10 protein-coding genes are annotated in these 13,631 nt (G+C 65.8%); 2 read left to right on the top strand and 8 right to left on the bottom strand.

Going from position 1 to position 13,631, the window contains the following annotated elements:
* Positions 1 to 64: 64 nt before the first annotated feature.
* The gene (locus PATSB16_RS19595) at positions 65 to 1,216 is read left to right on the top strand and encodes a branched-chain amino acid ABC transporter substrate-binding protein (RefSeq protein WP_047215664.1); all 1,152 of its coding nucleotides are present in this window, start codon (positions 65 to 67) and stop codon (positions 1,214 to 1,216) included.
* Positions 1,217 to 1,313: 97 nt separating this feature from the next.
* Here PATSB16_RS19595 and PATSB16_RS19590 read toward each other — a convergent pair whose 3' ends face one another.
* A complete protein-coding gene (locus PATSB16_RS19590; protein ID WP_418303873.1) occupies positions 1,314 to 2,690 on the bottom strand; it encodes an MFS family transporter in 1,377 nt (458 codons plus the stop codon).
* Positions 2,627 to 2,791, bottom strand: coding sequence for a hypothetical protein (locus tag PATSB16_RS20965; RefSeq protein WP_156884515.1), 165 nt, complete (start codon positions 2,789 to 2,791; stop codon positions 2,627 to 2,629). Before PATSB16_RS20965 ends, PATSB16_RS19590 begins: the two co-directional genes overlap by 64 nt.
* A 484-nt stretch (positions 2,792 to 3,275) precedes the next feature.
* On the opposite strand from PATSB16_RS20965, the gene PATSB16_RS19585 reads away from it, so the two are divergent.
* A complete protein-coding gene (locus PATSB16_RS19585; protein WP_072628574.1) occupies positions 3,276 to 4,319 on the top strand; it encodes a LysR substrate-binding domain-containing protein in 1,044 nt (347 codons plus the stop codon).
* Here the strand turns inward: PATSB16_RS19585 and PATSB16_RS19580 are convergent.
* From PATSB16_RS19580 to gcvH, 6 genes are all read right to left on the bottom strand, one after another.
* On the bottom strand, positions 4,261 to 5,958 hold the full coding sequence (locus PATSB16_RS19580; protein WP_047215663.1) for a thiamine pyrophosphate-binding protein: 1,698 nt from the start codon (positions 5,956 to 5,958) through the stop codon (positions 4,261 to 4,263). The genes PATSB16_RS19585 and PATSB16_RS19580 overlap by 59 nt on opposite strands.
* Positions 5,959 to 5,997: 39 nt before the next feature.
* On the bottom strand, positions 5,998 to 7,512 hold the full coding sequence (gene amaB, locus PATSB16_RS19575; protein ID WP_047215662.1) for an L-piperidine-6-carboxylate dehydrogenase: 1,515 nt from the start codon (positions 7,510 to 7,512) through the stop codon (positions 5,998 to 6,000).
* A gap of 154 nt (positions 7,513 to 7,666) precedes the next feature.
* Positions 7,667 to 8,611: a hypothetical protein gene (locus PATSB16_RS19570; protein WP_047216779.1), complete on the bottom strand. Its 945-nt coding sequence runs from the start codon at positions 8,609 to 8,611 to the stop codon at positions 7,667 to 7,669.
* A 35-nt stretch (positions 8,612 to 8,646) separates the two neighbouring features.
* Positions 8,647 to 10,038, bottom strand: a complete 1,392-nt coding sequence (locus tag PATSB16_RS19565) for an L-serine ammonia-lyase (RefSeq protein WP_047215661.1) — start codon at positions 10,036 to 10,038, stop codon at positions 8,647 to 8,649.
* Positions 10,039 to 10,196: 158 nt separating this feature from the next.
* Positions 10,197 to 13,136 (bottom strand): aminomethyl-transferring glycine dehydrogenase, encoded by a 2,940-nt coding sequence (gcvP, locus tag PATSB16_RS19560; protein ID WP_047215660.1) that lies wholly within the window; start codon positions 13,134 to 13,136, stop codon positions 10,197 to 10,199.
* Positions 13,137 to 13,207: 71 nt separating this feature from the next.
* On the bottom strand, positions 13,208 to 13,588 hold the full coding sequence (gene gcvH, locus PATSB16_RS19555; RefSeq protein WP_047215659.1) for a glycine cleavage system protein GcvH: 381 nt from the start codon (positions 13,586 to 13,588) through the stop codon (positions 13,208 to 13,210).
* Between the last annotated feature and the right edge of the window lie 43 nt (positions 13,589 to 13,631).

The raw sequence follows: 13,631 nt of genomic DNA, 5'->3' as shown, positions 1-13,631 counted from the left end.
CGCGTCGACGTTATATTTCGCTCGGCGCGTTATGCCGGTACATGAATCGAGCAAGGAGAAGTCGATGCAAGGCAAGCGCAATCGGTGCGCCGCAATTGCCGTCGCTGGTCTGCTGGCGCTTGGCGCCGCGTTGCCGGCGCTCGCGCAAACACAGGAGGTAAAGCTGGGCTTTGCCGCTCCACTGTCGGGCACACAGGCCAGTGACGGCAAGGACATGGAAAACGGCGTCCGGCTGGCAATCGATCAGGTCAATGCGAGCAAGCCGGTCATCGGCGGCCAGCCGGTCAAGTTCGTGCTCGATGCGGCTGACGACAAAGGCGACCCGCGCCGCGCGGTGCTCGTCGCGCAGCGTCTGGTCGACGACGACATTCAAGGCATGCTGGGACACCTTAACGCCGAAACGACGATTCTCGCATCGCGCATTTACGCCGCCGCGGGCATTCCGGAAATTGCCATGACCACCGCCCCGGCCTATACGGAGCAGGGTTTCAGCTCGACCTTCCGCATGCAGACCACCGACACGCAGCAAGGATCGGTGCTCGGAAGATTCGTCGTCAAGCACCTTGGCATCAAGCGCATCGCGATTGTCGATGACCAAACCGCCTATGGCCGCGCGCTGGCCGACGAATTCGAGAAAGCGGCCAAGGGAGCCGGCGCACGCATCGTGCGGCGCGACGCGCTCAATCGCAAGGCCAGTGACTTTCGCGCGATGCTCGGGCACATCAAGCGCGAGCGGGTGAATGCCATATTCTATGGCGGTGCCGAGGCACCGGCCGCGCTCCTGGTCAAACAGATGCGCGAACTCGGCATTGGCGCACCGCTGATCGCCGGCGAGGCGCTCAAGTCCGACTCCTTTCTGCAGATCGCCGGCAAAGCCGCCAACGGCACCATCGCCTCGACGGCCGGCATGCCGCTGGACCGCATGCCGGGTGGCGCGGACTTCGAGCGCCGCTATCGCAAGCGCTTCGGCGCCGCGCCGGGCATATATGCGCCGTACGCCTACGACGGCACCATGGCGATGATCAACGCGATGAAACGCGCCAACTCCACCGCGCCCGCCAGGTTCCTGCCGGCGTTGGCCGCCACCCGAATGCCCGGCGTGACAGCGCGCACCATCGCCTACGATGCGCACGGCAACCTGAAATACGGCACCATCACGGTCTACAAGGCGGTCGGCGGCCGATGGCAAATGCTGAATACGGCAGTCGAACGATAGACACCCCGCGCGAACTCGCCGGGGTTACCGCGCCAGGACCGAGGCCGGCAGTGTGTGCCGGCCTCCTTTTTCGCGCGACTGGCGCAATGCCGCAGACTCAGTCGGCGTCTTTCAAATACCCGGTGCGGGACGGATCGGCCATGCGCGCGGACACGATCAGGGATATCGCGCACAAGCCGGTCACGTACCAGAAGAACATTTCCTCAGAGCCCCGCGCCTTCAGGCCCAGCGCTACATACTCGGCCGTGCCGCCAAAAATCGCGTTGGCAATCGCGTACGACAGGCCCACGCCCAGCGCGCGCACTTCGGGAGGAAACATTTCCGACTTGATCAGGCCGCTGATGGAAGTGTAAAAGCTGACGATCGTGAGCGCGGCCATCACCAGCACGAAGGCCAGATAAGGATTGGTGACTTCCTTGAGGGCATGCAGGATCGGCACGGTGCACAGCGTGCCGAGCGCGCCGAACCAAATCATCGAAGTGCGGCGCCCGATACGATCGGACAAAGCCCCGAATAGCGGCTGCAACAACATATACACCAGCAATGCCCCCGTCATCACCGCGCTGGCTGCCGGCACGCTCATGCCAGCCGTGTTGACCAGGTATTTCTGCATGTAAGTGGTGAAGGTATAGAAGGCCAGCGACCCGCCAGCAGTGAAGCCAATGACGGTCAATACCGCCCGCTTGTGCTTGAGCAACCCGCTGAGGGTGCCGGCATCCTCGCGCGCACGCGTCTGGGCCGATGTGGTTTCATCGAGCGAGCGGCGCAGATACAGCGCGACGATCGCCATCGCAGCGCCAATCACGAATGGGATCCGCCAGCCCCATGCCCGCAGTTCCTCGGTGGAGAGCAGGAATTGCAGAATCACCAGCACCAGCAGCGCCAGCAGTTGACCACCGATCAGCGTGACGTATTGGAAAGAGGCGAAAAAGCCGCGCCGCCCCTTGAGCGCCACTTCACTCATATAGGTGGCGCTGGTGCCGTATTCGCCGCCGACCGAGAGCCCCTGGAACAGTCGCGCCACCAGCAGCAGCGCCGGTGCGGCCGCGCCGATGGTCGCGTAGGTCGGCAAGCAGGCAATGACCAGCGACCCGGTACACATCATGATCACCGAGACCAGCATGGCCGTGCGGCGGCCGTGCCTGTCCGCCAGGCGACCGAAAAACCACCCGCCGATCGGCCGTACCAGGAACCCGGCCGCGAACACGCCGGCGGTATTCATCAACTGCGTGGTGGGATTGCCGGTCGGGAAAAAGGCGTGGGCAAAATAAATCGCACAAAAAGCGTAGATGTAAAAATCGAACCACTCGACCAGGTTGCCCGACGATGCGCCGACGATGGCAAAAATGCGTCGACGCTGATCCGCGGCACGCGAAAATCTGTCTTCCTTCATCATCTTCGTCGCTCCTCTTAACGCACGCGCGGACGACGCCCCGCAGGCGACAGAAAAAGAATTTGCAAGCCCGCGACACACACGGCGAGTCCGTCGATGAGCGTCGGCCATGGCAAGCCCGGCCTGCGCTCCTGCGGCGCGCGATCGACAGCGTCGACAGTCGGTTGCATGAAAAATTTCATTAAGCACTCCTTTTTAGCGACAGTCCGCACCAGCTGCATCGAACAGCTGGAGGGCAAACAAAGAGACGGGCTCCGCTGGGTCACGGGGCCCCTCGGGGCTACAAGGGGGCGATACGGAAAATGACGAAGAGCGCGCCAATGGGCGCACCGGCATGCGATCCGACAAGGCAAAACGCTTCAGGCCACGGCCGGCTACCTGCCGCGGCCCATGCGCCACAGGCAAGAGAGCGACGCCGGCCATTCTATCCCAGCCGGCAATCGATTCACACTACGATAGTTCGCAGAACGACGCTTTATATCGTCGCTGCTGCGCCCTCGCGATCCCGGAGCATCGCGGGCGCGTTGCCCCTGCCGCACACGATGACCGATGCCAACCCAGTGCCACCTGGCCCACGATGCCGGCGATCGTCCACACCGAAGCCGAAGGCGGTAACATACGATCGGCCCTGCGCCATCCGACCCGCCCGTTGCCACCGGAGCCCCAATGCGCCGCATGATCCCGAGTACCCTGTCGCTGATTGCCTTCGAGGCAGCCGCACGTCATCAGAGTTTTTCGCGCGCGGCCGAAGAGCTGTGCCACACGCAAAGCGCGATCGGTCGGCAAATCGGCGCGCTCGAGGCGATGGTCGGCCTGAAGCTGTTTCATCGCGCCAAGCGGCGGGTGACGCTGACCGAGGCCGGCCATGCGTACTGGCAGCAGGTGCGCGCCTACCTGGGCAATCTCGAGGCCGACACGCTCGATCTGATCGCCCGTCAGGGCAAAGGCGGCAAGATCGAGTTGGCCGTGCTGCCGACGTTCGCCACGCAATGGCTGATTCCGCGCCTGGCGAGCTTCACCGGGGCCCATCCCGACGTTGTGATCAACCTGGCCACGCGCACCCGGCCGTTCCTGTTCGAAGATACGGGGTTCGATGCGGCCATCCATTTCGGCGATCCGGTCTGGCCGGGTGCGCGAGTCGAATATCTGTTCGGCGAGGAAGTCGTGCCGGTCTGCAGCCCGGCGCTGCTCGCAGGCCGGCCTGCGGGTTATTTTGCGCGGCACCCGGCCAGGCTGGCCGAACTGGCACTGCTGCACCAGTCGACGCGCCTGGATGCGTGGCGCGACTGGTTTCGCGTGCATACCGGCGCGCTTGAGGCTGAAACCCGCAACATGCGCACCGGCCACCAGTTCGAGCTGTTCAGCATGCTGGTGCAGGCCGCCATCTGCGGCATGGGCGTGGCGCTCGTGCCGCGCTTTCTGGTGCAGGATGCGTTGGATCAGGGCCGGCTGCTCGTGCCAGTCGAACCGGGCCTGCGCGGCACCAAGGCGTATTACTTGGTATTTCCCGAGAATCGTGCCGATGCGCCGCTGTTGCTTGCGTTTCGCGACTGGCTGCAACGCGAGACGCTCGCCTATCGGGCGCAAGCCGACGGCTGGCCAGCGCAAACACCTGCGCCGGCCAAGCGGCGTACGCGCCGCGCGGGGTCCGTCACGCCGGCCGCTGCTGCGCCTGGGCGCGCAAGGCGCTCAACGTCGTCGCCGGCGTAATCGCCTCCGCCGGCAGTCTCAGCTCGAGCACTGCCGGCAGGCCAGAAGCCGTCGCCCGTTCAAAAGCCGGCAGGAATTGCGCGGTGTCCTCGACTATTTCCCCGAACGCGCCGAACGAGCGCGCATAGGCGGCAAAATCCGGATTGGTGAGCGCCGTGCCGTGCACGCGCGCCGGGTAGTGCCGCTCCTGATGCATGCGAATCGTGCCGTACTGGCCGTTGTTGATGACCAGCACGATGATCGCCAGGCCATACTGCATCGCTGTGGCCAACTCGTTGCCGCTCATCAGAAAGCACCCGTCACCGGCCAGCGCCACCACCGTGCGATCGCGCTGCGCCGCCTTGGCGGCCAGCGCGGCGGGCACGCCGTAACCCATCGCCCCGGAAGTCGGCGCCAGTTGCGATTTGAAATGACGATACTGAAAGAAGCGGTGCAGCCAGATCGCGTAATTGCCCGCACCGTTGGTAACCACGGCATCGGCGGGCAGGCGGGCCTGCAATTGCTTCATGATGTCGCCCAACTGCAGCGGCCCGGGGATCGGCTGCGGCGTGTTCCAGCCGATATATTCGGCGTGGGCTTCGGCCGTCGCGGCCCGCCAGCACGGCACCGCTGCCGGGCCATCGAGCCCGGCCAGCGCCGCGGCCATTTCCGGCATGCCGGCGTTAATCGGCAAATCGGCGGCATACACGCGCCCCAATTCCTCGGCCCCGCTGTGGATATGGACCAGGGCCTGGCGTGGGCGTGGAATCTCGAAAAGCGAATAATTGCCGGTGGTTGCCTCGCCCAGACGCGGGCCGATCGCGAGAATCAGATCGGCGTCCTTGACGCGCCTGGCCAGCGCCGGGTTGATGCCGAGACCGACGTCGCCCGCATACTGCGGGTGCGTGTTGTCGAACAGATCCTGGAAGCGGAAAGCACAAGTGACCGGCAGATCCCAGCGCTCGGCGAATTGCCGCACGTCGGCGCACGCCTGAGCGTTCCAGCCGCTGCCGCCGAGGATCGCCAGCGGACGCTGGGCACCCTCCAGCATGGCGCGCAGGCGCACCATCTGCGCCGGCGCGGGCGCCGCGGCCACGCGCTGATACTCAGGGGCGGCCGGCATTGCCGGGCACGGCTCGCTGAGCATATCCTCGGGCAGCGCCAGCACGACAGGCCCAGGCCGACCCGACACGGCGACGTGAAACGCGTGCGACAGATACTCGGGCACCCGGCGCGCATCGTCGATCTGCGCGACCCATTTGGCCATCTGGCCGAACATGCGCCGGTAGTCGATTTCCTGAAATGCTTCGCGGTCCAGACAATCGCGTGCGACCTGACCGATCAGCAGAATCATCGGCGTGGAGTCCTGATACGCCGTGTGCACCCCGATCGACGCGTGCGTGGCGCCCGGGCCACGGGTGACCATCACGATGCCCGGCCGGCCGGTGAGTTTGCCCGTGGCTTCAGCCATATTGGCCGCCGCGGCCTCGTGGCGGCACACCACGAGTTCGATGCGCTCGCGCACGTCGTACAGTGCGTCGAGCACCGCCAGGTAGCTCTCGCCGGGCACGCAGAAAACGCGCTCGACGCCTTGCGTCACCAGCGCCTCGACCAGCAGGCGCGCCCCCGTGGTGAGTTCAGTCGATGGGGTCGAAGACATAGATTCCTTTCAGGACAGAAAAACCGCGGCGCCCGGCCCTCAAATGTCGAACCGCACGCCCTGCGCCAGCGGCAGCTCGGTGCTGAAATTGATCGTATTGGTGGCGCGGCGCATGTAACCCTTCCAGGCGTCCGAGCCGGATTCGCGCCCGCCGCCGGTCTCTTTCTCGCCGCCGAAGGCTCCGCCGATTTCCGCGCCGCTGGTACCGATATTGACGTTGGCGATCCCGCAGTCGCTGCCCTGCGGCGACATGAAACGCTCGGCCTCGCGCATGTCGTTGGTGAAAACCGCCGACGAGAGTCCTTGCGGAACGTCGTTGTGCAGCTGCAGCGCTTGCGCGTAGTCGTCGTACGACAGCACGTAGAGGATCGGGGCGAATGTCTCATGCCGCATGACGTCGGTCTGGGCCGGCATGCGCACCAGGGCCGGTCTTACGTAGTACGCATCATCTCCGAGGTCACTGGCCACGCGCTCGCCGCCAAAGACCTCGCCGCCCTGTTCGCGCGCCTGCGCGAGTGCCTGTTGCATCTGTTCGAACGCAGCTCGGTCGATGAGCGGACCGACCAGCGTATCGCTTGCCAGCGGATCGCCGATCTTGACCGAGCCATAGATCTTCTTCAGCCGCTCGCACAGCGTGTCGGTCAGCGAACGGTGCACGATCAGACGCCGCAGGCTGGTGCAGCGTTGTCCGGCGGTGCCGACCGCGGCAAAGGTGATGGCGCGCAATGCCAGATCGAGCTCGGCGCTCGGCGTGACGATCATCGCATTGTTGCCGCCCAGCTCGAGAATGCTGCGCCCCAGGCGCTGCGCGACCCGTTGCGCGACCGCGCGGCCCATGCGGGTGCTGCCGGTGGCGCTGACCACCGGCACGCGTGTCGAGGCGGCCAGGACATCGCCCGCCTCGGCCCCGCCCAGCACGACCTGAAGCAGCCCCGTGGGCACGACGCCGGGGCGCGCCGCTTCGAAGCGAGCGATCGCCTGACGCAGCAATGCTTCGCATGCCAGCGCGGTCAGCGGCGTTTTTTCGGAGGGCTTCCACACCACGGCATCGCCGCATACAAACGCCAGCGCACTGTTCCATGACCACACGGCGACCGGAAAATTGAACGCTGAAATCACGCCGCACACGCCCAGCGGATGCCACGTCTCCATCATCCGGTGACCGGGCCGCTCGGAGGCGATGGTCAGACCGTGCAATTGGCGCGAGAGGCCGACCGCGAAGTCGCAGATATCGATCATCTCCTGCACTTCGCCCAACCCTTCCGAGAGAATTTTCCCGGCCTCCAGCGTCACCAGCTGGCCCAGTTCGGTTTTGCGCTCACGCAGCACCTGGCCGAGCAGGCGCACCAGTTCGCCGCGCACCGGCGCAGGCACGACGCACCAGCGTTCAAACGCCGCGTGGGCCAGCGCGATCTTGCGCTCGACGCTCTGCGCATCGTCGGCGCGCAGCACGGCGAGCCGGGCGCCGTCGCGCGGCGAGCGCACCGGCAGGTCGGATCCTTCGAGAGCGGCGATGTCGACGCCAAGAGATTGCAGCAATGCGGCCGGGTTCATGGGGATTCCTCATGCGGCGACGCGAACGCGCCGTCAGTGTCATGTCAATGACGAGTAGCGTAGCGCCGCGCGAGTCTGCGGTGCAAACGCTTTTTATGCGGCAGTTTGTGCGTAATTCGCACAAACTGGGTCACCCACCGACGCCAACGCCGATTCAGCGGTCCTTCTGGAAGTCGCTGAATCGCATGTCCGGCGCGCTGGTGTTGTGCCGCGATGGCACCGACCGGCCAAAGCGCACATCGGTCGCATACAGCGTCGTCACCGCCGGCAGCGGCTCGGCCCGGCCGGCGCTGTTGGTCCCGTCGCGCCAGCGCACCTCGCTGACGTCGGCATTGTGCGGCGCCACATACATCGAGCGCAGCATTGCGAAGGGCCGCCGGCCACTGCTGCCGGGCAACAGCGTGAAACGCAGTGCCGTGCGTGTCGTATCGATTTTCTCGAGCGTGGCCACCGCACGGCCGCCCTGAACGAAATTCAGCACCACCGACAGGGGCGCCGGGGTAATGTCGATCGATGCGATATCGACCACCGGCCGCCCCTCGTTTTCGATCGGGCCGACCAGGAATGACGAGCCATACCCGCTGTCGCGCAACCCGGGCGCGGGCAGGGGCTTGATACGCCAATAGCCGTCCGCGGGATAAAGAACCATCGACTCGACGAAGTGGCCGTGCGTCTTTCGAAAAATCTGGATCAGATGAAAGCCGGTGTCGGCGCGTCCGGCAACCCGCACGGGCACCCGCGCCGGCCGCCAGAACGACGGCAAGGTGATGCCGACGATGCGCGTGCGGCGCCCTTGGTAAAGCACTTTGTGGCGGGGTGTGAAGGTGTAGTGCGGGTCGGCCGCATTGCCACGCCCGCTGAAGTCGCATCCGGAGAAGTCCGGCGCGAAATGGTTATCGCGTATCGCGCCGATATAGGCCGGCTGCAAGGCTTCGACACGAAACTGTTCGATGCCCGGCGCGCTCAGCGTAAACGTCACATTGTCTTCCTCCGCGCAACGGGTGGGCCGGGTATGGTTCGTCACCGTCACGGCCACCGGTGCGGCCGACGCCACCGCCGCCCCGAGCAAGGCACCGGCCAGCGCGAGGCGCGCCAGCATGCGAGTTCCGGCCCCCATGACCATGCGCGCCGGGATCAGCATTCGACGATGTTGACCGCCAGCCCGCCGCGTGCGGTTTCCTTGTATTTGGTTTTCATGTCCGCCCCGGTCTCGCGCATGGTCTTGATGACCGAATCGAGCGAAACGTAGTGCTGGCCGTCGCCGCGCAATGCCATGCGGGCCGCGTTGACGGCCTTGATCGAGGCCATCGCGTTGCGCTCGATACAGGGAATCTGCACCAGGCCGCCAACCGGGTCGCAGGTGAGTCCAAGATTGTGTTCCATGCCGATTTCGGCCGCATTTTCCACTTGGCTCGCGCTGCCCCCGAGTACTGCGGTCAACGCCCCCGCCGCCATCGAGCACGCGACGCCGACCTCGCCCTGACAACCCACTTCGGCGCCCGATATCGATGCATTGAGCTTGTACAGGATGCCGATTGCGCCGGCAGTCAACAGAAAATCGAGAATCCCTTGCTCGCTGGAGCCCGGCACAAACCGGTCGTAGTAGTGCATGACCGCCGGGATGATGCCGGCCGCGCCGTTGGTCGGGGCGGTCACGACGCGGCCGCCGGCGGCGTTTTCTTCGTTGACCGCGATCGCATAGAGATTGACCCAGTCCATCACCGACAACGGATCGGACAAGGTGCGTTCGGCGCGCTGCGTCAGATGGCGATGCAGCTCCGGGGCGCGGCGCCGCACATGCAGCGGCCCGGGCAGTTCGCCGTCGGCATCGGTGTTGCCGATGCCGCAGCCGCGGGCCACACACGACTGCATCACCGCCCAGATGCGCAGCAGGCCGGCTCGAATGTCTTCATCCGAGCGCCACACGCGTTCGTTTTCCCACATCAGGCCAGCGATGCTCTTGCCGGTCTGCTCGCACATCGCCAGCATTTCCTTGCCGGTGCGAAACGGGTGCGGTAATTGGTCGTGCGCGCTGAGCACCTGCGTGTTGGCGGCGCCCGCGGTGACCACAAAGCCGCCGCCGACCGACAGATAACGACCCTCGCGCAAGGTGGCGCCGGCGGCATCGAGCGCGTGAAACTTCATGCCGTTGGGATGCTCGGCCATCGCTTCGCGGCGATAGAAGACGATGTGCTCCTTTTCGATGAATGGCACCGGATGCTTGCCGAGCAGGGCCAGCGAACGCTCGGCGCGCATTTGCGCGAGCTTGCCGGCGATGCCGGCCGGCTCGACCGTGTCAGGCGCTTCGCCCATCAGCCCCAGGATCACGCCCTTGTCGGTGCCGTGCCCCTTGCCGGTGGCGCCCAGCGAGCCATACAGCTCGGCGCGCACGCTCGCGGTCTGCGCCAGCAGGCCGTCACGCTCGAGCCCTTGCGCGAACATCAGCGCCGCGCGCATGGGTCCGACGGTATGGGAGCTGGACGGCCCGATGCCGATTTTGAAGAGATCGAAAACAGAAACCGCCATGCATCAGCCTCCTTGGTGGCACGAACGGCATGTGAGCGCTCACATGCGGCTGCAACTATCGGTTCGATGTCGTCGGTGTGGCGGCCGTTCCATCTTTTTTCGTCATGCCGCACACATGCCGTTGTGCAGCGCGCCATGCGGCGCGCTGCCTCCCGCCGCTACTGGTACTCGCTGATCGGCACGCAGGCGCAGAACAGGTTGCGATCGCCGTACACGTTGTCGGCACGGCCCACCGGCGGCCAGTACTTGCGTTCGCGCAGGCTGGCGACCGGATAAGCGGCCTGGCTGCGCGCATAGGCATGCGTCCATTCGTCGCCGGTCACCACCGCCGCGGTGTGCGGCGCATGCTTGAGCGGATTGTCCTCGCGGTCGGCGCGGCCTTCCTCGACGGCGCGAATCTCCTCGCGAATGGCCACCATCGCTTCGATGAAGCGGTCGAGCTCGGCCTTCGATTCCGACTCGGTCGGCTCGATCATCAAGGTGCCTGGCACCGGGAAGCTCATGGTCGGCGCGTGGAAGCCGAAATCCATCAGCCGCTTGGCGACGTCGTCGACCGAGATGCCGCTGGCTTCCTTGAGCGGACGCAGATCGAGAATGCATTCGTGCGCAACCAGTCCGCCCGGCCCGCTGTACAGCACCGGGTAGTGAGGCGCGAGCTTGTTTGCCAGATAGTTGGCATTGAGAATCGCATTTTCGGTGGCCGCGCTCAGCCCCTGCGCACCCATCATCGCGATGTACATCCACGAAATCGGCAGAATCGACGCCGAGCCGTACGGCGCGCCGGACACCGCACCGATGCCTTGCTCGCCGCGCACGTAGCCGGTCGAGGCCTGATTCGGCAGGAACGGCGCGAGGTGCGCGCCGACCGCCACCGGGCCCACGCCGGGGCCGCCGCCGCCATGCGGAATGCAGAAGGTCTTGTGCAGATTCAGGTGGGAGACGTCGCCGCCGAATTGGCCGGGCGCGCACAGCCCCACCATGGCATTCATGTTGGCACCGTCGACGTAGACCTGCCCGCCGTTGGCGTGCACGATATCGCAGATCTCGCGCACGCCCTGCTCGAACACGCCGTGCGTCGACGGATAGGTGATCATGATCGCGGCCAGGCGATCACGATGCTGCTCCGCCTTGGCTTTGAGGTCGGCCAGATCGACGTTGCCCTGCGTGTCGCAGGCCACCACCACGACCTGCATGCCCGCCATTTGCGCCGAGGCCGGATTGGTGCCGTGAGCGGACGCGGGAATCAGGCAGACGTTGCGCGCAGATTCACCGCGCGACGCGTGGTAGGCCTGGATGATCAGCAAGCCCGCGTACTCGCCCTGCGAGCCGGCATTGGGCTGCAGCGAGACAGCCGCGTAACCGGTCGCCGCCACCAGCATCTGTTCGAGCTGCGCGATCATTTCGCGATAACCGACCGTCTGATCGGCCGGCGCGAACGGATGGATATGGGCGAATTCCGGCCACGTCACCGGCAGCATCTCGCTGGTCGCGTTGAGCTTCATCGTGCACGAGCCGAGCGGAATCATCGTGCGGTCGAGCGCGAGATCCTTATCGGCCAGGCTGCGCAGATAGCGCAGCATTTCGTGCTCGGAGTGATAGCGGTTGAATACCGGGTGCGTCAGGTACGCACTGTGCCGCGCCAGGTCTGCCGGATAGGCATTGCCCGCGTTCGTCTCGAGCGCGTCGAAATCCGGCTGCGCCGCGCTCACGCCGGCCGCGCCGGCGAGCACCGACCACAGCGCGACGACATCGTCGCGCGTGCTGGTTTCGTCCAGCGAAATGCCGACATGCGCGGCGTCGATCGCCCGCAGATTGATCGCCCGCGCCGCGGCTGCCGCGTGTGCGGCCGCCGCATTGCCGCCCACCGGCACGGTCAGCGTATCGAAGAAGGTCGTGTTGACCGGCGCCAGTCCCATTTGCGCCAGACCGGCGGCCAGTACAGCCGTCAGGCGGTGCACGCGCTCGGCGATGGTGCGCAGCCCCTGCGGCCCGTGATATGCGGCATACATGCTGGACATGATGGCCAGCAGCGCCTGCGCCGTGCAGATGTTCGAGGTCGCCTTTTCGCGGCGGATGTGCTGCTCGCGGGTTTGCAGCGCCAGGCGCAGCGCCGGCTTGCCCTGACTGTCGACCGTGACGCCGACCAGACGGCCCGGCATCGAGCGCTTGAGTTCGTCGCGCACTGCCATGTATGCGGCATGCGGGCCGCCGAAGCCCATCGGCACGCCAAAGCGCTGGCTGTTGCCGACCGCCACGTCCGCGCCCCATTCGCCCGGCGGCACCAGCAGCGTCAGCGCCAGCAGGTCGGCCGCGGCGATCACTCCGCCGCCTTGCGCATGCACCGCGTCGGCCAGCGCGCGGTAATCGCGCACGTCGCCGTTGACCCCGGGATATTGCAGCAATACACCGAACGCCTGGGCGTCGACAGCTGCCTCGGCGGGTCCGACCATCACCTCGATGTCGAGCGGCCGGGCACGGGTGCGCACCACCTCGATGGTCTGCGGCAATACGTCATCAGCGACGAAAAAGATGTTCGACTTGGATTTTCCGGTGCGTTTGAGCAGCGTCATCGCCTCGGCCGCGGCGGTCGCTTCGTCGAGCATCGAGGCATTGGCGATCGCCAGCCCGCTCAGGTCGATCACCATCTGCTGGAAATTCAGCAACGCTTCCAGCCGGCCCTGCGAAATTTCGGGCTGGTACGGCGTGTAGGCCGTATACCAGGCCGGATTTTCCAGCACGTTGCGCAGAATCACGCCGGGCGTGAAGGTGCCGTAGTAACCCTGGCCGATGAAAGACTTGCAGACCTTGTTCTTGTCGGCCAGCGCGCGCAGCCGCGCCAGTGCCTCCTGCTCGGTTTGCGGCTGCGCCGGCAGTCCGGCCGCGCTCAATGCGGCGGCCAGCGACTGCGCCTCGGCGCGGCGGATCGAGGCGGGAACGACCGCGTCGATCAGGGCGTCGCGCGAGGCATAACCGAGTTCGGCCAGCATGGCGCGTTGCTCGCCGGAGTCGGCGCCGATATGGCGTGCGGCGAAATTGTCGCGCTGCTCGAGCTCGGCGAGCGTGCGGCGGGTCAAAGGCAGGTCAGTCAAAGCGTTCATGGTCAACAATCTCTTGGGGTCTTGGCGGACCCGCCGCGGCGGGCGGGCCCTGGCGTTACAGCGTGCCGGCTTTAAGCGCCGATGCTCTTGGCGTAGGCCTCGGCCGACAGCAGCTTCTCGACGGCCGCGGCGTCGGCGGGCTTGATCTTGAACAGCCAGGCGCCGTAGGCGTCGCTGTTGATCTGGTCGGGCGTGCCGGCCAGCTCGCCATTGTTGGCAACGATCTCGCCGGCCACCGGCGCATAAATGTCGGACGCGGCCTTGACCGACTCGATTACCGCAACCGCTTCGCCGACGGCCACTTGCCGGCCGGCGTCGGGCAATTCGAGGAACACGATGTCACCCAGTGCTTCCTGGGCGTGATCGGTAATGCCGATGGTCAGCGTGCCGTCGGCTTCGCGGCGCACCCATTCGTGGGATTCGGTGTATTTCAGATCGGCGGGAATGCTCATGTCAGGCTCCGGAAAAAGAAAAGGGGGAGAAGTGTCGGCTCGG

Origin of the sequence: Pandoraea thiooxydans, from assembly GCF_001931675.1 — a bacterium.
In the GTDB taxonomy this organism is placed as follows: Bacteria; Pseudomonadota; Gammaproteobacteria; order Burkholderiales; family Burkholderiaceae; genus Pandoraea; species Pandoraea thiooxydans.
The sequence above is the reverse complement of the archived record's forward strand: the minus strand, read 5'-3'. Positions and strand labels throughout refer to the sequence as shown.

What these genes read in the sequence shown, in the direction of transcription:
- PATSB16_RS19585 (WP_072628574.1), top strand. Translation starts at nt 3,276, where the DNA reads ATGCGCCGCATGATCCCGAGTACCCTGTCGCTGATTGCCTTCGAGGCA.
- PATSB16_RS19570 (WP_047216779.1), bottom strand. Translation starts at nt 8,611, where the DNA reads ATGCTGGCGCGCCTCGCGCTGGCCGGTGCCTTGCTCGGGGCGGCGGTG.
- amaB (WP_047215662.1), bottom strand. Translation starts at nt 7,512, where the DNA reads ATGAACCCGGCCGCATTGCTGCAATCTCTTGGCGTCGACATCGCCGCT.
- PATSB16_RS19580 (WP_047215663.1), bottom strand. Translation starts at nt 5,958, where the DNA reads ATGTCTTCGACCCCATCGACTGAACTCACCACGGGGGCGCGCCTGCTG.
- PATSB16_RS20965 (WP_156884515.1), bottom strand. Translation starts at nt 2,791, where the DNA reads ATGAAATTTTTCATGCAACCGACTGTCGACGCTGTCGATCGCGCGCCG.
- PATSB16_RS19595 (WP_047215664.1), top strand. Translation starts at nt 65, where the DNA reads ATGCAAGGCAAGCGCAATCGGTGCGCCGCAATTGCCGTCGCTGGTCTG.
- gcvP (WP_047215660.1), bottom strand. Translation starts at nt 13,136, where the DNA reads ATGAACGCTTTGACTGACCTGCCTTTGACCCGCCGCACGCTCGCCGAG.
- gcvH (WP_047215659.1), bottom strand. Translation starts at nt 13,588, where the DNA reads ATGAGCATTCCCGCCGATCTGAAATACACCGAATCCCACGAATGGGTG.
- PATSB16_RS19565 (WP_047215661.1), bottom strand. Translation starts at nt 10,038, where the DNA reads ATGGCGGTTTCTGTTTTCGATCTCTTCAAAATCGGCATCGGGCCGTCC.